Source organism: Shinella sp. AETb1-6 (assembly GCF_009826875.1).
GTDB lineage: Bacteria > Pseudomonadota > Alphaproteobacteria > Rhizobiales > Rhizobiaceae > Shinella > Shinella sumterensis.
The window spans coordinates 315,872-339,727 of the sequence record NZ_WUMM01000003.1 but is presented as its reverse complement, the minus strand read 5'-3'; the positions used below and the strand labels follow the sequence as shown (position 1 = coordinate 339,727).

Annotated in this window: 21 protein-coding genes; 19 read left to right on the top strand and 2 right to left on the bottom strand. The window is 64.1% G+C overall.

What is annotated here, in order from left to right:
• Positions 1–60 precede the first annotated feature (60 nt).
• The 9 genes from GR158_RS07230 (at position 61) to GR158_RS07190 (ending at position 10,226) form a co-directional block, all read left to right on the top strand.
• Positions 61–1,077 (top strand): ABC transporter substrate-binding protein, encoded by a 1,017-nt coding sequence (locus GR158_RS07230; protein ID WP_160870536.1) that lies wholly within the window; start codon positions 61–63, stop codon positions 1,075–1,077.
• Entirely contained in the window at positions 1,074–2,114 is a 1,041-nt protein-coding gene (locus GR158_RS07225; protein WP_160870535.1) for an iron ABC transporter permease, read from the top strand. Before GR158_RS07230 ends, GR158_RS07225 begins: the two co-directional genes overlap by 4 nt.
• A complete protein-coding gene (locus GR158_RS07220; RefSeq protein WP_160870534.1) occupies positions 2,111–2,875 on the top strand; it encodes an ABC transporter ATP-binding protein in 765 nt (254 codons plus the stop codon). Before GR158_RS07225 ends, GR158_RS07220 begins: the two co-directional genes overlap by 4 nt.
• Positions 2,876–2,878: 3 nt before the next feature.
• Complete coding sequence (locus tag GR158_RS07215; RefSeq protein ID WP_160870533.1) at positions 2,879–3,652, top strand: class I SAM-dependent methyltransferase; 774 nt, start codon at positions 2,879–2,881, stop codon at positions 3,650–3,652.
• Positions 3,653–3,762: 110 nt separating this feature from the next.
• Positions 3,763–6,171, top strand: a complete 2,409-nt coding sequence (locus GR158_RS07210) for a glucan 1,4-alpha-glucosidase (RefSeq protein ID WP_160870642.1) — start codon at positions 3,763–3,765, stop codon at positions 6,169–6,171.
• A gap of 44 nt (positions 6,172–6,215) precedes the next feature.
• Complete coding sequence (gene gnd / locus GR158_RS07205) at positions 6,216–7,223, top strand: phosphogluconate dehydrogenase (NAD(+)-dependent, decarboxylating) (protein ID WP_134648737.1); 1,008 nt, start codon at positions 6,216–6,218, stop codon at positions 7,221–7,223.
• A gap of 21 nt (positions 7,224–7,244) precedes the next feature.
• Positions 7,245–8,660, top strand: a complete 1,416-nt coding sequence (gene zwf, locus GR158_RS07200; protein WP_160870532.1) for a glucose-6-phosphate dehydrogenase — start codon at positions 7,245–7,247, stop codon at positions 8,658–8,660.
• Positions 8,641–9,342, top strand: coding sequence for an ROK family protein (locus GR158_RS07195; RefSeq protein WP_160870531.1), 702 nt, complete (start codon positions 8,641–8,643; stop codon positions 9,340–9,342). Before zwf ends, GR158_RS07195 begins: the two co-directional genes overlap by 20 nt.
• Before the next feature lie 122 nt (positions 9,343–9,464).
• Entirely contained in the window at positions 9,465–10,226 is a 762-nt protein-coding gene (locus tag GR158_RS07190; protein WP_134648835.1) for a DeoR/GlpR family DNA-binding transcription regulator, read from the top strand.
• A 10-nt stretch (positions 10,227–10,236) separates the two neighbouring features.
• Here the strand turns inward: GR158_RS07190 and GR158_RS07185 are convergent, their stop codons facing one another.
• Positions 10,237–11,106 (bottom strand): LysR family transcriptional regulator, encoded by an 870-nt coding sequence (locus GR158_RS07185; protein WP_160870530.1) that lies wholly within the window; start codon positions 11,104–11,106, stop codon positions 10,237–10,239.
• 93 nt (positions 11,107–11,199) lie between these two features.
• Here GR158_RS07185 and GR158_RS07180 point away from each other — a divergent pair, with 93 nt between their 5' ends.
• Positions 11,200–12,189, top strand: coding sequence for a bile acid:sodium symporter family protein (locus GR158_RS07180; RefSeq protein WP_134648733.1), 990 nt, complete (start codon positions 11,200–11,202; stop codon positions 12,187–12,189).
• 27 nt (positions 12,190–12,216) lie between these two features.
• On the opposite strand, the gene GR158_RS07175 is transcribed toward GR158_RS07180, so the two are convergent.
• Complete coding sequence (locus GR158_RS07175) at positions 12,217–13,173, bottom strand: LysR family transcriptional regulator (protein ID WP_160870529.1); 957 nt, start codon at positions 13,171–13,173, stop codon at positions 12,217–12,219.
• 130 nt (positions 13,174–13,303) lie between these two features.
• Between GR158_RS07175 and GR158_RS07170 the strand changes: the two genes are divergently transcribed.
• The 9 genes from GR158_RS07170 to GR158_RS07130 all read left to right on the top strand — a co-directional run bounded on the left by GR158_RS07170 (position 13,304) and on the right by GR158_RS07130 (position 23,853).
• Complete coding sequence (locus tag GR158_RS07170; protein WP_160870528.1) at positions 13,304–14,704, top strand: amidase; 1,401 nt, start codon at positions 13,304–13,306, stop codon at positions 14,702–14,704.
• Between the two features lie 54 nt (positions 14,705–14,758).
• A complete protein-coding gene (locus GR158_RS07165) occupies positions 14,759–16,054 on the top strand; it encodes an ABC transporter substrate-binding protein (protein ID WP_246665562.1) in 1,296 nt (431 codons plus the stop codon).
• Positions 16,055–16,128: 74 nt separating this feature from the next.
• The gene (locus GR158_RS07160; RefSeq protein WP_246665561.1) at positions 16,129–16,929 is read left to right on the top strand and encodes an ABC transporter ATP-binding protein; all 801 of its coding nucleotides are present in this window, start codon (positions 16,129–16,131) and stop codon (positions 16,927–16,929) included.
• Positions 16,926–17,651: an ABC transporter ATP-binding protein gene (locus GR158_RS07155; protein ID WP_134648728.1), complete on the top strand. Its 726-nt coding sequence runs from the start codon at positions 16,926–16,928 to the stop codon at positions 17,649–17,651. Before GR158_RS07160 ends, GR158_RS07155 begins: the two co-directional genes overlap by 4 nt.
• 5 nt (positions 17,652–17,656) lie before the next feature.
• Positions 17,657–18,544 (top strand): branched-chain amino acid ABC transporter permease, encoded by an 888-nt coding sequence (locus tag GR158_RS07150; protein ID WP_134648727.1) that lies wholly within the window; start codon positions 17,657–17,659, stop codon positions 18,542–18,544.
• 9 nt (positions 18,545–18,553) lie between these two features.
• Entirely contained in the window at positions 18,554–19,624 is a 1,071-nt protein-coding gene (locus tag GR158_RS07145) for a branched-chain amino acid ABC transporter permease (protein ID WP_160870525.1), read from the top strand.
• 9 nt (positions 19,625–19,633) lie between these two features.
• Positions 19,634–21,217 (top strand): GMC family oxidoreductase, encoded by a 1,584-nt coding sequence (locus GR158_RS07140; protein WP_160870524.1) that lies wholly within the window; start codon positions 19,634–19,636, stop codon positions 21,215–21,217.
• Between the two features lie 12 nt (positions 21,218–21,229).
• Complete coding sequence (locus tag GR158_RS07135; RefSeq protein WP_160870523.1) at positions 21,230–22,735, top strand: aldehyde dehydrogenase; 1,506 nt, start codon at positions 21,230–21,232, stop codon at positions 22,733–22,735.
• 11 nt (positions 22,736–22,746) lie between these two features.
• Complete coding sequence (locus tag GR158_RS07130; protein ID WP_160870522.1) at positions 22,747–23,853, top strand: class II histone deacetylase; 1,107 nt, start codon at positions 22,747–22,749, stop codon at positions 23,851–23,853.
• Positions 23,854–23,856: the final 3 nt, after the last annotated feature.

Below are 23,856 nucleotides of genomic sequence, written 5' to 3'. Positions count from 1 at the left end.
GACACTCACGTCGCCCGCTGCGCTTCGCAGCGCTCGCCTTCTCCCGGAATCGAGGTTTCCATGCGCCAGATCATCGCCACCGTTTCGTTCGCCGTCGGCCTGACCGCCCTAGCCGGTACCGGCTTCGCCGCCACCCAATATCCGCTCACCATCAACAATTGCGGCCAGCAGGTCACCTTCACCAAAGCCCCCGAAAAGATCGTCTCGATCGGCCAGGGCATGACCGAGGTCCTGTTCTCGCTCGGCCTCGCCGACAAGATTGCCGGCACCGCCGTGTGGGTCGGCCCGGTTTTGCCCGCCTATGCCGAAGCCAACGGCAAGATCAAGCGGCTTGCCGACAACGATCCGAGCTTCGAATCCGTCGTCGGCGAGGAACCGGATCTGGTAGCCGCCGAATTCGAATGGCATGTCGGCGTGCAGGGCGCGGTCGGCAAGCGCGAACAATTCGCCGATCTCGGCATCAACACTTACATCGCGCCGGCCGATTGCGTCGCCAAGATCAACACCGACGGCGGCGACGGCGTTCGCAAGGAGTTGTTCACGATGGACCTGATCTATCAGGAAATCGCCGAACTCTCCGAAATCTTCGACATCAAGGAGCGTGGCGACGCCCTGATCGCCGACCTGAAGAAGCGCGAGGCCGACGCCGTCGCCTCCATCGAGGGCGCCGCCGGCAAAAACCTTCCCGTCGTGTTCTGGTTCTCCAGCAAGGAGGTGAGCGGGGACGCCTTCATCGCCGGCAAGAACAGCGCACCGGCCTATATTCTCAAGACGATCGGCGCGAAGAACGTCGTCACCACCGAAGAGGAATGGCCGCTGGTGGGCTGGGAAACCATCTCCCAGGCAAATCCCGCCGTCATCGTGCTCGCAACGATGGATCGCCGCCGCTATGCGGCCGACGACCCGCAGACGAAGATCGACTTCCTTGAGAACGACCCTGTCACCAAGGAACTCGATGCGGTGAAGAACAAGCGCTTCGTCATGATGGATGCCCAGTCGATGAACCCGACGATCCGTACGATCGACGGTATCGAGACGCTGGCGGCCGGCATCAAGTCCTTCGGCCTGTCGCAGTGAGGGCTGCCGTATCCAGGCAACATCGCTGGTGGGCGCTTGTAGCGCTCACCGTTGTCGCCGTCGTCCTGCTCGCGATCATGATCAGCCTCGCCGTCGCGATCGGCGAGATCGCCATTCCCCTGTCCACGACGGCCAGAGCGGTGTCGAACCGGATCTTCGGCACGTCCTTCGAACTCAACCGCATTCATCAGGGTATCGTCTGGGATTACCGGCTCAGCCGCGCGCTCGTTGCCGCAAGCACCGGCGCGTCGCTTGCCTTGTGCGGCGTCGTGCTCCAGGCAATGCTGCGCAATCCGCTTGCCGAACCCTATGTGCTCGGCATCTCGGCGGGCGCCTCGACGGGCGCTGTCTGCGTCATGATCCTCGGCCTCGGCTACGGCGCGCTGACCCTTTCGGGCGGCGCCTTCATCGGCGCGATCGTCGCCTTCCTGCTCGTTGGTGTCCTTGCGGCCGGTGCCGGCCGCTCGAGCGAGCGCATCATTCTGTGCGGTGTCGCCGGCTCCCAACTCTTCAACGCACTCACCTCCTATATCGTCACCACATCCGCCAATGCCGAGCAGGCGCGTGGCGTGCTGTTCTGGCTGCTCGGCTCGATGAGCGGCGTACGCTGGTCCGACGTCTATCTCTCCGTACCGGTCGCCATTGCCGGATATCTCGCCTGCCTGTTCCACGCCCGCGCGCTGGATGCCTTCGCCTTCGGCACGGATGCCGCCGCCGCACTCGGCATCGCCGTGCGGCGCGTTCAGGTCGTATTGTTCGGCATCACCGCGCTGATGACGGCCGCCGTCGTCAGCATGGTCGGCTCCATCGGTTTCGTCGGGCTCGTCATCCCGCATGCCGCGCGCTTCATCGTCGGCCCTTCGCACCACCGTCTCCTGCCGGCAACGGCGCTGGGCGGAGCGATCTTCATGGTTTTCGCCGACATCGTCTCGCGCATCATCATCCCGCAGCAGATCCTGCCCATCGGCGTTGTCACCGCGCTGTTCGGCGCGCCGGCCTTCGCCATCATCCTCTTTCGTGCCCGGAGAAGCGTGTGAGTATCGCCGTCGAAAACGTCGCCTATGCCGCCGGCAAGACCATCGTCGTCGACGGCATCACGCTGGCGGTCGAGCAGGGCAAGGTGCTCGGCCTTCTGGGACCGAACGGTTCGGGAAAATCCAGCCTGCTCAGGCTGATCTGCCGACTGCGCAAAGTCGACAGCGGCATCATACGCCTTGCCGAACAGGATATCGCCGCCATCCCGCGCGCAAATCTCGCGCGTCGCATCGCCTTCGTGGAACAGCAGGCGACGACCGATACCCAGCTGACGGTGCGCGACGTCGTCCAGCTCGGGCGAACGCCGCATCGCGGCCTTCTGTCACCCTGGGGCGTGGATGACGACCTCGCCGTCGAAGACGCGCTGGCGCGGGTGGACATGGCCCATAGGGCGGACCAGTTCTGGCACACGCTTTCGGGCGGCGAACGTCAGCGGGTGCACATCGCGCGGGCACTGGCACAGACGCCGAGCGAACTTCTGCTCGACGAGCCGACCAACCACCTCGACATCCAGCACCAGCTGGAAATCCTGTCGCTCGTCACCCGGCTCGGCGTCACGTCGATCATCGCCCTGCATGATCTCAATCTCGCGGCGATGTTCTGCGACAGTCTCGCCGTCCTTCAGAACGGCAAGGTCGTGGCCGCCGGCGCCCCGCAGGAGGTGCTGACCGAGCACCTTATCGCCCGGGTGTTCGGCGTGCGTGCGCATATCGAGCGCTCCGCCGTGCACGGCCGCTACAATATCCAGTACGCGATGGGCTGACGGATGGACGGCCGGAACTTCGATCTCAAGGAAGAAATACGGGACTATTGGTCGAGACGATCCAGGACGTTCGATCTCGCCTTCGGTCACAGGATTCCCGCCGGGCCTGAGGCCGACGCCTGGCAACGGCCGATCCGGGACCTGCTGGGGCCGGCGCCGAAACGCGTTCTCGAGCTTGCCTGCGGCACCGGCGAGGTGACGCGCCTGATCCATGACCTCGGCCACGACGTCACCGCCCTCGACTTCTCCGAGGCCATGCTGGCGGTCGCGCGCGCCAAGCATGCAGGCAAGACCAGGCTTCGCTTCCTGCTGGCGGATGCCGAAAACACCCTTGAACCCGATCAGTCCTATGACGCCATCATCTGCCGGCACCTCGTCTGGACGCTGACACGGCCGGAAGAAACCTTCCGCGAATGGTTCCGCCTCCTGTGTCCAGGGGGGCGGCTGCTCGTCTTCGACGGCGACTGGGCCACGCCGAAATTCACCGGGCGCGTGGCCGGCCTGCTGATCTCGCTCATAGACCGCATCATCGGACCCGATACCAATTACGACGGCGCCATGAGCGAGCGCCATGCGGCTATCATGAACGCCCTGCCCTTCGGCGCAGGACTGCGGCCCGCCACGATCGAGCCCTTGCTGGCATCCGCCGGCTTCCGCGACATCGCTCTGCATTCGCACGGACCGATCGCGCGGGCACAGCGCCGGAACGCCAATCTGCGCAACCGGCTTCGAACCTTCGTGTATCGCCGCTTCATTCTGACCTGCCGCCGGTCCTGAGCGCGACCGAATGGCGCACCGTCCTGTCGCGCCGCGCCCTCTGGCCAAGCAGTTGCAATACCCTACATTAGGGATAGCATCAGCCGCCGCGTGTGGAGCAGAACGTGGACATAGCCGCCAGCCATAATCCCGCCCCCGGTGCGCCGGGAATTGATGCCCGGTGGACATCCAGCGCCAAGAGTGGAGTGGGAACGGCATTGACCGCGGCCTCACGCACCTGGTTCACCATCAGCCACGGCATCCTGAACGAGGTCTACCATCCGCGCCTCGATCACGCCTGCACACGCGATCTCGGCCTGATGGTGACGCGTGACGACGGTTACTTTTCCGAAGAGAAGCGCCACGCGGCACATGATGTCGCCTGGTTTGCGGACGGCGTTCCGGCCTTCCACCTCACCAACACCGCCCTCGACGGCGCCTACCGGATCGAGAAGCGCATTCTCGCCGATCCCCTGCGGCCGACGGTCCTGCAGGACATCCGGTTCACCGCGCTTTCCGGCGCTGCCTCGGACTATCATGTTTACGCCCTGCTTGCGCCCCACCTCGTCAATGCCGGGATGGGCAATTCCGCATGGATCGGCGAATACAAGGGTGTAACGATGCTCTTTGCCAGCGGGCGCGGGGAGTTCCTGGCACTCGCCTCCTCGCTGCCCTGGAGGGAGGCGTCCGCGGGTTATGTCGGCGTGTCGGACGGCTGGCGCGCCCTGACGGCTTCGGGCAGGCTCGACACCCAATATACCAGCGCTCCGGATGGCAATGTCGCGCTGACGGGCGAAATCGGCTTTACCCCGACGCAGGACCTCGCCCTCCTTGCACTCTCCTTCGGACCGAGTGCCGATGAAGCAGGCTACAACGCCCTTGCCAGTCTCAATGCGGGCTTCGACAGCGCAGCACGCACCTATGTCGCCGGATGGCACGACTGGCAGAAGGACCTTCTGCCCCTCGACCAGCCCGGTCACAAGGGCCCCAACCTCTACCGCACCAGTACGGCCGTGCTGGGCACGCACCGCTCATCGAGCTTTCCCGGGCCCGCCATCGCCAGTCTCTCCATCCCCTGGGGCTTCAACAAGGGCGACGACGACCTCGGCGGCTATCATCTCGTCTGGCCGCGCGATCTCGTCGAAACGGCCGGCGGTTTTCTTGCCGTCGGTCTGGTCGACGATGCACTGGAAATTCTAGCCTATCTCCGCACCATTCAGGAGGCCGACGGCCACTGGCCGCAGAATGTCTGGCTCGATGGCACGGCCTACTGGAACGGCATCCAGATGGACGAATGCGGCTTTCCGCTGCTGCTGGCCGATGCGCTGCATCGCGCGGGCGCGCTTTCGGGCGAAATGCTCCTCGCCTACCTGCCCATGGTGGAGCGCGCCACAGCCTATCTCGTGAAAAACGGCCCCGTCACCGGCGAGGACCGCTGGGAGGAGGACAGCGGGTACTCCCCCTTCACGCTGGCCGTCGAAATCGCCGCCCTGCTTGCGGCCGCCGATGTCCTCGACGCGTGCGACAGGCGGGAGGCAGCGCACTTCGCTCGTGAGACCGCGGACTGCTGGAACGACCAGGTCGAGAAATGGACCTATGCCAGCGGAACGGATACGTGCGCGGCGCTCGGCGTATCCGGCTATTATGTGCGCATCGCTCCGAGCGATCTTTCCGGCGCGGCCTCTCCCCGCGACGGTTTTGTTCCCATCAAGAACCGCCCGCCCGACGACGCCGACCGGCGGCCCGACCTCATCGTCAGCCCGGATGCGCTGGCGCTGGTGCGCTTCGGCCTGCGCGCGCCCGACGATCCCCGCATCGTCGATACGGTCAAGGTCATCGACGCATCGCTGCGCGCCGACCTGCCGCAGGGGCCGGTCTGGTATCGCTACACCGATGACGGCTATGGCGAACACCCCAATGGCGGCCCCTTCGATGGAACGGGCCAGGGACGACCCTGGCCCCTGCTGACCGGCGAGCGCGCGCATTACGAACTCGCCGCCGGCCGACGGCAGGCCGCGTTCGATCTTCTCGGCACCTTTGCCGCCTCCGCCGGGCCCGGCGGATTGCTGCCCGAACAGGTGTGGGACGGCGCCGACATGCCGGAGCGGGAACTGCTGCACGGCCGCCCGTCCGGCAGCGCCATGCCGCTGGTCTGGGCGCATGCGGAATATGTCAAGCTGCTGCGCTCGCTGCGCGACGGCCATGTCTTCGACATGCCGCCGCAGGGCCCGGCGCGCTATATCAAGAACCGGACCACCGCACCGTTCCGCTCATGGCGCTTCAACAACAGGATCCGCACACTCGCGGAAGGCAAGATGCTGCGGCTCGAGCTTCTGGCTGCCGCGACCGTTCGCTGGAGTGCCGACGCCTGGATGACTGTCGAGGAAAGCACCACGCGCGAAAATGCCTTCGGCGTCCATGTCGTTGACATTCCCGTGTCGCATCTGAGCGTCGGCCAGGGTGTCGAATTCACGTTTTTCTGGCTTGACGCGCAGCACTGGGAAGGCCGCAATTTCGGCGTGATCGTCGCGCCGGAATAGCGGTTCGACCATGCCAAACCATTCTTTCAAAAAAGGACTTAGCAATGCAGATCGGTATGATGGGTTTGGGGCGCATGGGCGCCAACATGGTGCGACGCCTGATCAAGGACGGCCATGACTGCGTGGTCTACGATATCAATCCCGATGCCGTGGCGGCGCTCGTTGCCGAAGGCGCGACCGGCGCGACGTCTCTCGAGGATCTCGTCGCGCGGCTCGCCAAACCCGCCTGCCTCTGGCTGATGTTGCCCGCGGCCATCACCGGCAAGGTCGCCAAAGAGGTTGCCGCAGAGATGCAGCCGGGTGACATCATCATCGACGGCGGCAATTCGCATTATCAGGATGCCGTGGATCTGGCCGCAGAGCTTTCCGGCCGCGGCATCAGCTTCGTCGATGTCGGGACGAGCGGCGGCGTCTGGGGGCTGGAGCGCGGCTATTGCCTGATGATCGGCGGTCCCGAGGCGGCGGTACGCCACCTCGACCCCATCTTCGCCACGCTCGCGCCCGGCGCGGACAAGGGCGCGGTGCCGTCCGCCGAACATGGCACCGCCCCTTTCGGCTATCTCCATTGCGGCCCGAGCGGTGCGGGGCACTTCGTCAAGATGGTGCACAACGGCATCGAGTACGGCATGATGGCCGCCTATGCCGAGGGCCTGAACATCCTCAAGGCAGCCAATGCCGGCAATAGACCGCGCACCACCGATGCGGAGACGAGCCCGCTGAAGAACCCGGAATACTACCGCTTCGACATCGATCTGGCTGCGGTAACGGAAGTGTGGCGGCACGGCAGCGTCATCGGCTCCTGGCTGCTCGACCTGACGGCAGGCGTTCTCAAGAACGACCAGACGCTTGCGGGCTATGGCGGGCGCGTCTCGGATTCCGGCGAGGGACGATGGACGTTGAAGGCTGCGATCGACACCGGCGTGCCCGCCCCCGTTCTTTCCTCGGCCCTCTTCGACCGCTTCACGTCGCAGGGTGAATCGGCCTTCGCCGACAAGCTGCTGTCGGCCATGCGCTTTGCCTTTGGCGGCCATGTCGAGAAGAAGGCGGAGTGATATCCGTCCAGGGAGGCTTTCATGACGACCAACCGTTCGGATGCCCTTGTGCTCTTCGGCGCAACGGGAGACCTCGCGCACAAGAAGATCTTTCCCGCGCTGTACCGCATGGTGGCGCGCGGGACGCTTGCCGAGCCGATCATCGGCATCGCCTATGACGACTGGCCGCGCGAAAAGCTGGTCGAACGCGCCCGGGACGGTATCATCACGGCCCTCGGCACAATCGACGAGGCCGTCTTTGCCCGATTGGCCGGCCTCATGAACTATGCCAGTGGCGACTACCGCGAGCCCGGCACCTTCGAAACGCTGAAGACTGCGCTTGGCGGCGCCCGCAGGCCCCTGTTTTACCTCGCCGTGCCGCCCAGCATGTTCGAACCGGTGGTACAGGGCCTGCAGCATTCGAACCTCGCAAAGGGCGGACGGTTGATGGTGGAAAAGCCGTTCGGCCGCGATCTCCAGTCCGCCCGGCAGCTCAACGCCATCCTGCATACGGCCTTCGCGGAGAAATCGATCTTCCGCATCGACCACTATCTCGGCAAGGAGGCGATCCAGAACCTGCTCTATTTCCGCTTCGCCAATTCCTTCCTGGAGCCGATCTGGAACCGCGATCACGTCGAAAGCGTCGAGATCACCATGGCGGAAGATTTCGGCGTGGAAGGCCGGGGCAAGTTCTACGACGAGGTCGGATGCCTGCGGGACGTGATCCAGAACCACCTGCTCAACGTCCTGCTGCTGCTGGCGATGGAACCGCCGGCCGGCCGCACGGTCGATGACCTGATCGATGAAAAGGTGCAGGTGTTGAAGGCCGTGCGCACGCTCAAGCCCTCCGATGTGGTTCGTGGACAGTTCAAGGGATATCTCGACGAACCCGGCGTGCGGCCGGGCTCGACCGTCGAGACCTTCGCGGCGGTGCGCTTCCACGTCGATACCTGGCGCTGGAAGGACGTGCCGTTCCACATCCGCGCCGGCAAGAACCTCCCTGTCCATATGACGGAGGTCGTGGTGCGGCTGAAACGACCGCCCATCGATGTCTTCGACACGATCCGTCGCGAAGACGCCAACTATCTGCGGTTCCGCATCTCGCCGCAGGTCGCGGTCGCACTGGGTGCACGACGCAAGGCGGCCGGCGACGCCATGGTCGGCGAGCCTGTCGAACTCCTGGCGGTCGATGACGATACGGGCGACATGACACCCTATGAGCGCCTGATCGGCGATGCCATGAATGGCAATGCCCAGCTGTTCACGCGCCAGGATGCAAGCGAGATCGCCTGGCGCATCGTCGAGCGCGTTCTCGAAAACCCGTCGCCACTCCATGGTTACGATCCCGGCACATGGGGTCCGCCGGAGGCCTCGAACGGTTTCGGTCCGCCCGGCGGTTGGTACGCTATGCTTGCCCCTGACAGTGAGGAGGGCCGCCATGACGACACGAGAGGATGACGCCTCACCGGCCGATCCGGTCGTTCTGTCGATCGATGTCGGCGGCTCGCATGTAAAGATCATGACGAGCACGCATGTCGAGGAACGACGGGTGGAATCCGGTCCTGCGATGTCTGCGGCACAGATGGTCGACGCGGTCCGCGACCTTGCCAGGGGCTGGTCCTATGACGTCATCTCCATCGGCTATCCCGGTCCCGTCAGGGAAAACAAACCGTCGCGGGATCCCGCCCATCTCGCGAGCGGATGGGTCGGCTACGATTTTGCGGATCATTTCGGCAAGCCCGTCAAGGTTGTCAACGACGCCCTCATGCAGGCGATCGGCAGCTATGAGGGCGGGCGCATGCTCTTCCTCGGTCTCGGCACGGGGCTTGGCACGGCCATGATCCTCGACAATGTCTGTCATCCCCTGGAGGTGGGCCACCTTCCCTTCCGGAAAGGCGGGAGCTTCGAGGATTATGTCGGCGAGCCCGCCCTGGAGAAACGCGGAAAGAAGAAATGGCGCAAGGCCGTCGCCGCGGTGACGGAATGCCTGAATGCCGCCCTGCTGCCGGATTACATCGTCATCGGCGGCGGCAATGTCGCACATCTCTCCGACCTGCCTGGCAACAGCGTGCGCGGCGACAATACGCGTGCCTTCGCGGGCGGCTTCCGGATATGGAAGGATGCTCAACTTCGCCTGTGAGGCGATGGCGCCACTGCTTGGGGGTGTGGCTTTTTCTGTTTTTGTGACCGTTCATGCGGCTTTTCTTGTCAGCGTGCACCGAACGGATTATGGAAGCAGGAAAGCACCGCGGAATGACTGCCATGAACCCTTCCAAGCGCCACAGCGACATTCTTCGCCTTCTCCAGCAGGACGGCACCGTGACGATTGCCGAACTCGCCAGCAAGCTCGGCGTTTCGCTCGAAACCGTGCGCCGGGACATCAAGCCGCTGACGTCGAACGGCAGTGTCGTGAAGATGCACGGCGCCGTGGCACTGCCTTCCACCGTCGGCGAGGCGCCCTTCGAAAAGCGCATGCGTGAGAACAGCGAGGCGAAAAAAGCGATCGCCGCCGCCGTGGCCCTGACCATTCGTGATGGCGATTCCGTCATGCTCGATACGGGCACGACCACGAGCTATCTCGCCCGCGAGCTGCTCGGACACCGGCGACTCACCGTCATCACGAACTCCTCGGATATCGCCCGCACGCTCTCGACGGTCAATGACAACCGGGTCTACATGGCCGGCGGCGAACTGCGCAGCGACAACGGTGCGGCTTTCGGCGTCTCGGCGATCGATTTCGTCAGCAACTTCACCGTCAGCCACGCCGTCATCACCACGGGCGCGATCGATGCCTCTATCGGGATCATGGATTACGATTTGGAGGAAGCGGAGTTCGCGCGAACGGTGATCTCCCGCGGCAAGCGTGCGATCGTCGTGACCGACCACAGCAAATTCGGGCGGCAAGGGCTTGTCAGGGTCTGCGCGTTCAACGCGCTGACCGACCTGTTCACCGACAAGGCGCCACCACGCGATATCGCCTCGGCGCTGAAGACCGCCGGCGTCAGCCTGACCCTGGCCGGTTAGGCGACAGGCTTCAGACGGCATTCCCAACCGAAACGAAGCCTTTTCCAAACCGCTCCCGCACCCGTCGCGAGAAGGCGGAGACGGTGGCGCGGTTGGCGGACGCCGATGTCACGAGCACGAATTCGACGTCCTCCAGAACCGGAAGATGCGGCGGTGCGATCTCGCGCAGACCGGCGGGCGCGAGGCTGCGGGGTTGCACGAGCACGCCCATGCCGGCACGGGCGGCGGCCGTCAACCCGCTGAGGCTGGGGCACGAGCAGACAATGCGCCATGCCGTACCGCTTCGCTCAAGCGCCTCCATGAGCAGCACGCGCGTCAGGCTCGGCGGCGGAAAAACGATCAGCGGCAGAACGGGTTTCGCCAGCACGGTCTCGGGATCGCTCGCCAGCCAGACCAGAGGCTCGCGCAGCACGCTATCGCCTCGCTTGTCGCCGATGCGACGCTTGGCCATGACGAGATCGAGCTCACCACGATCCTGCATCTCGCCAAGCGTCCTGGAAAGCGCGACCGAAAGCTGGAGGTCGACGGAGGGATAGTCCGCGATGAAATCCTCCAGAAGGCCTGGCAACTGCGCGCTCACGAGGTCCTCGGAAACGCCGAGCCGGAACGTGCCGCGCGGGGTCTCCGTCTCGAATTGCGCAATCGCCTGGCGCTCGAGGGCCAGTAGCTGCCGGGCATGCGGCAACAGCGCTTCGCCATCCGGCGTCAACCGCACCGAGTGCGTGTCGCGATGGATGAGCCGTCGCCGTAGATCGCGCTCCAGGCGCTGCACATGCTGGCTGACCGTCGACTGGCCGAGTTGAAGACGTTCCGCGGCAAGCGTGAAGCTTCTGGCCTGGGCCACCGTCAGGAAACTGCGCAGCTGCACGAGATCAAGCATATCACGATCCTCGATAACTGTTATTTCTTGCATCTCGATTCAGGATATCCAAGATCGCGCGATAGTCGAGACCCGATCGATCTGGATGCTCCCGTGAAGAACCTTCTGCCTGATACGTTCACCCTGCTGCTTCTCGCAGCCGTTGGCCTGGCCTCTGTCCTGCCGATTTCCGGCGAACCGGCGGATTGGTTCGGCATCGCGACGATGCTTGCGATTGCCGGGCTGTTCTTCCTGCACGGCGCGCGTCTCTCCACCGATGTGGTGATCGCAGGCTTCCTGCACTGGCGGCTTCAGCTGTTCATCCTGGTCACCACCTTCGTGATCTTCCCGCTGCTGGGCCTCGGGCTTGGCGTGCTTTCGCCCTGGCTCATTCCGCAGCCGCTCTATCTCGGCCTGCTGTTCCTCTGCGTTCTGCCTTCGACGGTGCAGTCGTCGATTGCATTCACCTCGATTGCGGGCGGCAACGTGCCGGCGGCGATCTGCGCCGCCTCGACCTCGAACATTCTCGGCATCTTCCTCACCCCGGTCCTGGTCGCCATGCTGTTTTCGGCCGGCGGCCATGTCGGTGTTTCCTTCGATATGGTGTGGAAGATCATGCTGCAGCTCTTCCTGCCCTTCGTGGCCGGCCAACTGCTGCAGCCGTTCATCGGCAACTGGGTGCGTGCCCGCAAGGCGCTGCTCACCCCTTTCGATCGCGGCTCCATCCTGATGGTGGTTTATCTCGCCTTTTCCGAAGCCGTGGCGCAGGGCGTCTGGCATCAGCTGGACGGAAAGGACCTGGCGCTGCTCGTTCTGATCGACGTCCTCCTGCTGGCGACGGTGCTGCTGATCACCAGCCTGGGCGGCAAGCTTTTCGGCTTCAACCGCGAGGACCGGATTACCGCGCTGTTCTGCGGCTCCAAGAAGAGCCTGGCGAGCGGCGTGCCTATGGCGGGCGTCATCTTCGCCGGCCAGTCCGTCGGCGCGATCGTGCTGCCCCTGATGCTGTTCCACCAGATCCAGCTCATGGTCTGTGCGTGGCTGGCCCGGATCTACGCCCAGAGGAAGGCCGAGGCCGTACCGGAACCCGCCCCTGCATCGTGACGGCCGCACTGGCAGCCTTGCTTTCGGCTAGTTGAAAATCAGGGACGGGTGCCGCTCCTCGACGCAGACGGAAAACCCAGACGGCCCGACCTCGCGGAAGAACCGGCGTATGATTTCGATGAACAGCCGCACGAAAAGCGGCTTGGCATTGCCATAGAGGTCCAGGACGATAACGGATGGCGGCGGAAGCTCGTCGAGGATCGGCCGTCGCACGATACCCTGCCCGTCAGATGTCGCCCGGCCGATCGGCCGCATGTTGAGGATCGACATGCCGAATCCGGACGCCACCGCGGAACGGACCGTCTCGTAGGAGCGCGTGTGAAAGCGCACGTCCGGTCGTTTCGCGAGGATATCGAACAAAGTCAGCAGGTAAGTGGCCGTCTGCGGCATGTCCAGAAGCACGAATGGGCGCGTCGCGATCTCCGACAACCAGACGGCATCCCGGGCCGCCAGCGGGTCATCGACGTGCAGGAGCGCATGCGCCGGTACCTTGCAGATCTTCGTCATCGTGCCGGTCGTGATCGAACCGATATCGTAGAGAACGGCCAGATCGATCAGCCCTTCGCCGAGCCAGGTTTGCAGCTGCACCTGGTCGCCTTCCAGAAGGTCGATTTCGACATCTGCCACATTGTCGATGTACATGCGCAGCATTTCCGGCATGAACAGCGCCCCGAACGGCTCGAAGCAACCGATGCGCAGCACCTTCGGCACGCGGTCGGCGAGGTCGCCGATCGCCCTGTCGAACTCCGTGGCAGCCGACAGCATGATGCGGGCGGCGCTGATGAAGCGCTCGCCTGCGGGCGTCACCTGCACCCCGCGCGCCGGGCGCCGCTCGAAGATGCGTGCGCCCATTTCCCCTTCGGCAAGCGTGATGGCCGCAAGAATGGATGATTGCGAGATATGCAGTGATTTCGATGCGGCCTGTACGCTGCCGAGGTTCGCCACTTCGCAGACATAGCGAAGCTGCCGGATTGTCAGGTTCATCGCACCGCGCTCTCCACAAAATGTATGAAGTTATGCGAGAGAATACATTTTGTGCGTTGGAAGGAAAGGTCCATTCTGCCTGCAACAAACCGCCTGCCGCAAAGATGCAGGGAACCAGGGGAACGAGCGAATGCCTTTACAGAACCCGCTCGAAGGGGCGGCGGAGCTGTGCCGTCTGGACGCCGCCGCGCTGACGACTGCTTATCGCAACCGCACGCTTTCGCCGGTCGAGGTCGCCAAGGCCGCGATGGCGCGCGCCGAGGAGGTCAACCCGGAGCTCAACGCCTTCACCTTTATCGACCATGACGGCGCGCTTGCGGCGGCCGGCGCCTCCGAGAAGCGCTGGGCGGAGGGTGCGCCTCTCTCGCAGGTCGATGGCGTCCCGACCACGCTCAAGGACATTGTATGGGTTAACGGGTGGAGCGTTCGCTACGGCAGTGCCACCACGCCTGCACGTCCTTACAGCGAGGACGCGCCATCCGTGGAACGGTTGCGCAGGGCGGGCGCGGTCTTCATTGCACAAACCACGACCCCGGAATTCGGCTGGAAAGCCGTCACCGACAGCGCGCTTTTCGGCGTGACCCGCAATCCCTGGAACACGCAGAAAACCCCCGGTGGTTCATCCGGCGGCGCGGCCGTGGCCGCAGCGGTCGGCGCGGGCGTGTTCCATCTCGGAACCGATGGCGGCGGGTCGATCCGTGTTCCCGCATCCTTCACCGGGATCGTCGGTCACAAGCCGACATTCGGCCGGGTGCCGGCCCATCCGGCGAGCGCCTTCGGCACCGTCGCCCATATCGGGCCGATGACGCGAAGCGCGAGCGATGCCGCAGCCATGCTGCAGGCGATGTCCGGCAGGGACATCCGGGATTGGGCGCAGGGTGCCGGCCAACTGGCAAGCCTCGACCGACCAGCAGAAATCGATCTTGCCGGCAAACGCATCGGATACTGGTCGACGCCGGCGAGCGGCACCGTCGACCCTGACATTGCCGCGGTCGTAGACGCCGCGGTCGCACGCCTGTCTTCCGCAGGCGCGCACGTGGAGCCGATCACGCTGCCGGCAGAGGGCCTTCTCGACCTCTTCCATCATCACTGGTTCACCGGGGCCGCGGCGCGTCTCTCCGCGATCCCCGAGGCCGACCGCGCGTCGATCGATCCGGGCTTTCTGGAAATCGCCCGCGCCGGTGCTGCCTACAGCTCGACTGCGCTCGTGCTCGCACAGGTGCGGCGTGGCGACTACGGCGCGGCGATGGATCGGCTGCTCGCCGAATACGATTTCGTGGTGTCGCCCGGCACGGCGCTACCGGCCTTCGATGCAGGACTTGAAATACCTGCGGGAAGCGCCTTTGCACGCTGGACGGAATGGGCCGGCTTCAGCTTTCCCATCAACCTCAGCCAGCAGCCCGCCTGCGTCATACCCTGCGGGTTCACGCCGGGTGGCCTGCCGGTCGGTTTCCAGATCATCGGAGCGCGCGGCGCAGATGCCGGCGTTCTTTCCGCCGCTGCCGGCCTGGAGGTGATCTTCTCCAGATAAGCATCGATACACGCATGACGAACACAACCAAATATAAAAGGGGTAACCGTTATGATGAACAGACGTGCAATGCTTCAGGGCGCCCTGGGAGCCGGCGCCGCCGGCGGAATGCTTCTCGCCGACATGAACAGGTCCGCCAAGGCGCAGGATACCTCGCCGATCGCAGTGGGCTCGGCACTGCCGATGTCCGGCATCGCGGCGGCTGACGGCATCGAGTTCAAGAACGGGCTCGACCTTGCCGCCGAGGAGATCAATGCCGCCGGCGGCATTCTGGGGCGGCCTGTCGAGATCCACATCGAGGACACCAAGGAAATGGGGGCAGACCTCGTGTCCCAGTCCATGCAGCGGCTGATCGACCGCTTCAACACCCCGGTTCTCATCAACGGCTATAATCTCGGCACCAACATGATCGAGATGGACGTCGCGGCCGACAACGACGTCATCATGATGCACTACAACACGCTCATCTCGCACAATGAGAAGTTCAAGACCGATCCCGAACGGTATTATGGTTCGTTCCAGGGCGATCCGCCGGAATTCTGGTACGGGCCGGGCTGCCTGAACTTCCTGAAGTCGCTTTCGGACGCCGGCACGTGGAAAGCGCCGAACAAGAAGATAGCCATCATTCCCTCGGCAAACGAGTATTCGATCGTCATCGCCAACGCGATCCGCGATCAGGCCAAGGATTACGGTTTCGAGGTGAGCCTGTTCGAGACCGTGCCGTTCCCGACGAACCAGTGGGGCCCGACACTGGCAAAGCTGCGCCAGGACCCGCCGGCTGCCATTATCGTCACGCACTTCCTGCCTCAGGACCTTGCCCAGTTCATGGTTCAGTTCCTCACGCAGCCGACCAACAGCCTCGTCTACATGCAGTATGGCCCGTCCCTTCCCGCGTTCCGCGAGATCGGCGGCGAGATGATCAACGGCGTCATCTATTCGACGGTCGTCGGCTGCCTGCCGGACGACTTCTCGAAACCGTTCCGCGAGTCCTATCGCGCGAAATTCGGCCCCAACTCCGCCTATATCACGGGCTCGCAGACCTATGACGGGCTGTGGATGTGGGCGATAGCCGCTGCCATCGCAGGGGGGCCGGGCGAGCCCTTCAACAAGGAGCAGGTCAGCAAGGTCGCCGCCGTCATGCGACGCAACGTCTATCGCGGCGTCAACGGAACCTACCGCGCCGATCCTGCCGGCCAGTCGGCCTATTGCTACCCGACACAGACCGCCGATCCTTCGCTGGGCATGCCGCACCAGTTCCTGCAGCATCAGGACTACAAGACCGATCCGAAGCTCATCGCACCGGCGCTCTACGCAACAGACACGTTCCTCCTGCCGCCCTGGATCAAATAGGTCCCGGCAGCGCAGCCCTGAACGGGGTATCGGCCGTCGGAGCGGCCGGTACCGATGGCGAAAGGAGCGGAATGATGGAAAGCAGCGGGACAACCTTGCTGGAATGCGAAAACGTCGTGAAGCGCTACGGCTCGCTTGCGGCGGTCGATGGCATGTCGCTGACCGTGAACCGCGGCGAGATCGTCGGCATCGGCGGCCCGAACGGTGCGGGCAAGACGACCTTCTTCGATGTGGTGACGGGCGTGACCCCCGCCACCGAGGGCCGGATGGTTTTCGACGGCCACGACATTTCAAAGCTTGGCGCCGACAGCATTTGCCAGCATGGCATCGCGCGCACATTCCAGCTCAACGCCGCCTTCGAAAGCCTGACGGTGCGCGAAAACATCGACGTCGCCGCCTATTTCGGCAGGAGCCGAAGGGCGATCCCGGGCCTGAAGCTCGGTCAGGATGTGCGCCGACAGACGCAAGAGGCATTGGCTTTTGTCGGTCTTGCCGACAAGGCGGATGCCACGGTGGGGCAACTTCCCGTGCTCGACCGCAAGCTGCTGATGATTGCCGGCGCGATCGCGACACGGCCCAAACTGCTTTTCCTGGACGAGCCGGTCGGCGGGCTCAATTCCAGCGAGATCGATCACATCATCGGTCTGGTCGAACGGCTGAAAGCGAACGGGATGACCGTCGTTCTCATCGAACATGTCATGCGTTTCCTGCTGGCGCTCTCCAGCCGCGTCATCATCATGCATCACGGCAAGAAAATCTTCGAAGGCCCGCCACAGGCGGTGGCGGAAGACCCCGTGGTCGTGGACTCCTATCTTGGAGAAGGCACCCGCAAGCGGCTCACGACATATTTTGCCGAAGGCGAGGTACAGCCGTGAGCGCATCCACTCAACCGCCTGTCCTCAGCCTTTCCAACGTGGTTTCGGGCTACAAGGGACTGCAAGTCCTCAAGGGCATATCCTTCGACATTGCCGCCGGCGACTTCGTGACCGTCGTCGGCCCCAACGGCCATGGCAAGTCCACCCTGCTGAAGACCATTTCCGGCCTCGTGCCGCTGACGTCAGGCGCGATCCGCATCAACGGCGAACCGGCGCCGGGAAAGCCGCATACCATCGCCGGGCTGGGTGTTGCCCACGTGCCGCAGGGCGACATGCTGTTTCCGGAAATGAGCGTGCTGGAAAACCTGCTGATGGGCGCCTATCTCGCGCCCTCGAAAGCCGAGATCGACCGGCGGCTGGACGAGGTCTATACGCTCCTTCCCAAGCTTTCGGATCGCCGCGACCAGGTGGCCTCGTCTCTTTCGGGAGGCGAGCGACGGATGGTCGGCATCGGTCGCGGGCTCATGATGGGCGGGCAGATCCTGCTGATCGACGAGCCGTCTCTGGGGCTCGCACCGCTGATCATCGAGCAGATCTACGGCGTCATAACGGAGCTCTCCAGAAGCGGCAGGACCATATTGCTCGTCGAGGAAAATCCGGCCCGTGTCGCCGACCTCGCCGACCATCTTCATCTGCTGGATGACGGCATCATCGTGTGGTCGGGCCCACCGGCGGAACTGCTTGCCCGCGATGAACTCCTCGCAACCTATCTCGGAGGCTGACGATCATGCTCGACATCCTGACCGCCATCCTCATCGCCGGCCTGACGACAGGCGCGCTCTACGCGCTCGCGACCGTCGGCCTCTCCCTCGTCTGGGGTTCCATGGGCATGCTCAACATGGCGCATGCCGCCATGTTGACGCTCGGCGGCTACTCGGCCTTCACGCTCTGCACCGTGCTCGGACTTCCCGTCATCGCCGGCTTTGCCGGCGCGATTCTGGTCGGCGCCGTCGCGGGCGGACTGCTCTACGTGCTGATCGTGCGCAACCTGCTCAAAACCGACAAGGCGACATTCGAATCCAACGTGATGATCGCGACCGTCGGCATCGGCATCGCGCTCGAAAACGCCATTCTCCTGACCTATGGCGGCCAACCGTTGAAGCAGCCGATCTCCGCGACCGGATCGTTCATCCTCGGACCGGTCAGCCTGCCCTATCAGAACATGCTCATCGTGCTGGTCGTCATCGCGCTCATGGCCGTCATCGCACTGCTTCTCGGCAGGACGCGCATGGGTCGCGCGATCCGCGCGACGGCGCAGAACCGCGAGGCGGCCCAGCTGATGGGCGTGGCCGTCAACTCGGTCTATTTCCAGGTTCTCGTCCTGTCGGGCGCCATCGCCGGCATCTGCGGCGTCATGGTCAGTTCCATGACCCAGCTTTCGCCGCCGCTCGGCAACGACCCCATGCTGAAGGCCTTCATCATGTGCGTGGTCGCAGGCCTCGGCAACCTTCCGGGCGCGGTGGCGGCCGCCTTCGGGCTCGCCCTGCTGGAAGCCTTCGTCCAGTACGTCGCGGGCGCGCGCTGGGGTTTCCCAACCCTGCTCTTCGTGGTCATCGCTGTTCTGATATGGCGGCCCGCCGGCCTTTTCGGCCGTGTCCAAATCCGTCGTATGTGAGGTGGCGCCATGAACAAGACTTGCAACTCCAAGGGCATGTCCGGCGACGCCCGGATCGACCTCTTCGTCAGCCTGCTGCTGATCGCAGCCGCGATCGCGCTCCCCTTCATGATCGACAGCCGCTACGTGCTCGGCCAGATCGTGCTGGCGCTGTTCTACGCCACCATCGCTTCGCAGTGGAACCTGCTGTTCGGCTTTGCCGGCGTCTTCTCCCTTGCCCAGATGGCGATGTTCGCCTTCGGCGGCTATGCGACCGCGATGATCTGCTTCTACTTCGGCTGGAATGTCTGGGCGGCCTTGCTCCCGGGTGCCTTTTCCGCCGTCGTCTTCTCGCTGGTCGTCGGCCTCGCCTGCCTCCGCCTCACCGGTGTTTACGTGGCGCTGCTCACGCTTGCCATCGCGCAGACCATGTATCTGCTGATCGTCACGGATACCGAATGCTTCACGATGGTCGGCTCGATCTGCCGGCAGTTTACCGGCGGCGCGGTGGGCTTCGCCCGCTTCGGCGATCTTGGCACGCGCGCCCTCCTCAAGGGCCAATGGCTCGTCGGCAACTATGCCATCATCGCAACGCTCTTCGCCATCACGATGATCGTCACCTACATCATCGTCAAAAGCCCGATCGGCCTTGCGTTTCGCGCCCTCAAGGACAATCCCGGCTATGCGGTGGCCCGCGGCGTCAACCGGTTCCAGGCGCAGCTTCTGGTGTTCGGCATCTCGGCCTTCTTCACCGGCCTTGCCGGCGGTTTCTACGCCGCGCATTTCCAGGCCATCGGCCCGGGCATCCTGTCGATGTCGCAACTGATGTTCATCATCGCCATCACGGTGGTCGGCGGCGTCGGTACATTCTGGGGGCCGCTCGTGGGCACCATCGTGCTGGTGGCGGCTGACGAACTGATGCGTGAAGCCGGCGAGTTTCGCACGCTCGGGCTTGGCCTCATCATCGCGCTGTCGATCCTGCTCATGCCGAAGGGCCTCGTCGGACGGCTCGGCGATCTCTTGTCCTGGCTGCGCCACCGCAACCGCGCCGCCGCATCTGCCATCACGTTTCAGGAAAAGCCGGCAACCACCGGGAAGTGAGGAGTTTCCATGTACGACACGATCATCATCGGCGCCGGTTCCGCCGGCTGCGTGCTTGCAAACCGGCTGAGCGCCGATCCGAACCGCAAGGTCCTGGTGCTGGAGGCCGGGCGGGCGGCCCCGCTGGCCTCGGATATTCCGTCCGACTGGGTGACCATGTTCAACACGGGTGCCGACTGGGGCTATTACACCGAGCCTCAGGCGGGCTGCCGCGGTCGCCGCATCTTCTGGCCGCGCGGCAAGATGGTCGGCGGCTCCGGTGCGCTCAACGCGATGATCTACATCAGAGGGCTGCCGTCCGACTACGATGCATGGGAAGCGATGGGTTGCAGCGGCTGGGGCTGGAAGGATGTGTTCCCGGTGTTCCTCTTTTCGGAAGCCAATGCCGATATCAAGGACAGCCCCTATCACGGCAACGACGGCCTCCTGCATATCGGCAATGTGCCCTATGTCGACAAATATGAGCGCATGTGGATCGAGGCCGCCGAGGCGGCGGGTTACCCCTACAACCCCGATTACAACGGCGAAAGCCAGGAAGGGGTCGGTCTTTTCCAGTTCACCATCAGGAATGGCGAGCGCTGGGGAACCGGCAAGGCCTATCTGCGGCCGGCCCTCGAACGTCCCAACCTCACCGTGGAAACCGGCGTTCTCGTCACGAAGCTCGTCGTCGAGAACGGTCGCGCGAAGGGCGTCAGCTATCTCATCGACGGTGTTGCGCACACGGCCTATGCCGAAAGCGAAGTGGTGCTCTCGGCGGGTGCGATCGCCTCCTGCCAGCTGCTGATGCTGTCGGGTATCGGTCCGGCGGACGAACTGAAGGCGGTCGGCGTCGATCCCATCCATGACCTTCCCGGCGTCGGCAAGGATTTGCAGGACCACCTCAACATTCCCATCACCTTCTACACCAAGGAACCGCTCGGCATCGGTGCCTGGACCGACGAGGTGATCGCAGACAGCTTCGAGGAATGGCGCGACTACCGTACCGGCATCCGCTCGTCTCCCTGGGTCGCGTCCGGCGGACATGTGTGCAGCCGACCCGGTGTCGAGCCCGACCTGCAGCTTTACGGCGCGATGAGCCCGCATCGCGATTATGCCCGCTTCCTGGGCGGCCAATCCGGTATCACCGCGCATTGCACGCTTCAGCGCCCGAACAGCCGGGGTGAGATCAGGCTCCGCTCGGCCAACCCGATCGAATACCCGTCGATCGACCCCAAATATTTCGTGAGCGACCCGGATGGGCTCGACCTCGCCACCATGGTGGAAGGTGTGAAGATCAACCGCCGCATCATGGAACAGTCGCCGATCCGCGAGCTCGTCGATTACGAAGTCAGCCCCAGCGCCGAGTGCAAGACGGACGCCGAAATCGCCAACTACGTCCGCGGCCACATGACGACGCTCTATCACCCGTCTTCATCATGCCGCATGGGGACCGATGCGATGGCCGTCACCGATCCCTCGACCCTGAAGGTGCACGGTCTCGAAGGCCTGCGCGTCGCAGATGCATCGGTCATCCCGAAGATGGTTTCGGGCAACCTCAATGCGCCGACGATCATGGTCGCCGAGCGTGCCGCCCAGATGATCCTCGCCGGTTAAGGAGACGCATCCATGAACATCGCCCCATCCACAGGCAGCTGGCACGACAGGGCCGCGAAACTCTCTTTCGAAGGAAGGCTCTTCATCGACGGCGACTACCGCGAGGCGGTTTCCGGTGCGAAATTCGAGACGGTCAATCCGGCGGATGACAGCATCATCGCGGCGGTGTCGCGCGGCGACGGCGCCGATATCGACCTTGCCGTATCGTCCGGGCGCAAGGCCTTCAAGTCGGGCGTCTGGTCGCGCATGGCGCCGCGTGCCCGCATGGCCGTCATGCTGCGGTTCGCCGACCTTGTCGAACAGCACGCGGGCGAATTCGCTGTTCTCGACACCCTCGATATGGGCAAGCCCATCCAGGAGATGCTGGCCGTCGATATCCCGCTGGCATTGACCTGCCTGCGCTTCACGGCCGAATGCATCGACAAGATCGAAGGCAGCGTCGGCGCGACGGCAAGCGACGTGCTGTCCTATGTCATCCGTCAGCCGCTCGGCGTCGTCGGCTGCATCGTTCCATGGAATTATCCGCTGCTGATGACGGTGTGGAAAATCGCCCCCGCCCTTTCGGCCGGCAATTCCGTCGTGCTGAAGCCGGCCGAACAATCCCCGCTTTCGGCGCTGCTGCTTGCGCGGCTCTTCATGGAGGCCGGCGGGCCGGCGGGCGTGCTGAACGTCGTCAACGGCTTCGGCGCAGAGGCCGGCAAGGCGCTCGCCTTGCACGACGGCATCGACAAGATCGCCTTTACCGGCTCGGCAGAGGTCGGCAAGCTGATGCTGATCTATGCCGGCCAATCCAACATGAAGAAGGTCGCGACGGAGTGCGGGGGCAAATCTCCGCATATCGTCCTGGCGGATGCGGAAAACCTCGAAAAGGCGGCCTGGTGGGCGGCCATGGGCATCTTCGGCAACCAGGGAGAAGTGTGTTGCGCCGGTTCGCGCATCATCGTGGAAAAGTCCGTTGTCCCCGACTTCATCGATGCACTGTCGGCGCAGGCGAAATCCGGCTACGTGCCCGGCGACCCGCTGGACGAGGCCACCACGATGGGCCCGCTCGTTACCCGGGAACAGCAGCAGCGCGTGCTGAACTATATCGACATCGGTCGCCGGGGCGGCGCGGACTGCATCCTCGGTGGCGGCGTGCCCGACGGTCTGGAGCACGGCGCCTATGTCGCCCCCACCATCTTCACCGGCGTCGATAATAACATGACGATCGCGCGCGAAGAGATCTTCGGACCGGTCGCCAGCGTCATTCCGGTGTCCGGTTACGAGGAGGCGGTCGCCATCGCCAATGACAGCCCGTTCGGTCTCGCCGCCGGCATCTGGACGAGCGATCTGGGCAAGGCGCATCGTTTCGCACGCGATGTCGAGGCCGGCATGGTCTACGTGAACAGCTACATGAATGGCGACATGCAATTGCCGTTCGGGGGCTGGAAGGAAAGCGGCAACGGCCGCGACAAATGCATGGATGCGATCCTCTCCTACACGCAGAGCAAGGGCGTGTGGGTCACGGTCGGCGAATGACGAGAACAGAGATGACGAAGACCGGATGGAATTTTCATGAACTCTACCTCTGGCACGATACCGGCGCGGCCGCGCAGTTCTTTCCGGCCAGCCTGACCGTCGAACCCGGCGAGCATGCGGAAAACGCCGAAACGAAGCGGCGTTTCCGCAATCTCATGGAGGTCTCCGGGCTCACCGAGCAGCTTACGAGCGTCAAGTCGGTTCCGGTAGACGAGGACGACCTCGCGCTGTTCCACACCCGCGACTACATCCGGCGCATCAAGGCGCTCAGCGACGATCGCGGCGGCGATGCGAGTTATCTCACGCCGTTCGGGCGTGGCAGCTACGAGATCGCCTGCCTTGCGGCCGGCGGCACGTTTGCCCTTATGGACAAGGTGCTTTCCGGCGAGCTCGACAATGGCTATGCACTGGTCCGTCCGCCGGGCCACCACGCGGAAAGCGACAAGGGCATGGGCTTCTGTCTGTTCGGCAATGTCCCGGTGGCCATCCTCAAGAACCGGAAAAAGCACGGTTTCGAGCGTGTGGCGACGGTGGATTGGGACGTCCACCATGGGAACGGCACCCAGGCCGCGTTCTGGACCGATCCCGCCGTGCTGACGATCTCGCTTCACCAGGAGCGGCTCTATCCGCATGACAGCGGCGACCGCGAGGAACGTGGCGCCGGTGCGGGTCTCGGCTACAACCTCAACATTCCGCTTCCGGCCGGCAGCGGGCACGGCGCCTATATCGCGGCCTTCGAACAGGTCGTGCTTCCGGCATTGAAGACCTACAAGCCCGACCTCATCGTCGTTCCCTCGGGTTTCGACGGTTCGGGCGCCGATCCGCTCGGCCGGATGATGCTGCACAGCGATACCTATCGCGAGATGACCCGGATGCTGATGGAAGCGGCCGCTGACCTGTGCGGCGGGCGTCTCGTGATGTCGCACGAAGGCGGCTATTCCGCCGCCTATGTGCCCTATTGCGGCCTCGCCGTGCTGGAGCAGCTTTCGGGCATCAAGACCCATATCGACGATCCCTTCCTGCCCGTGTTTCGAAATTACGCGGGCCAGGAGCTCCGCCCTTGGCAACAGGAGGCGATCTCGGCCGCCGCCGAACTTCTGGCCGGCATTCGCCCATAGCGC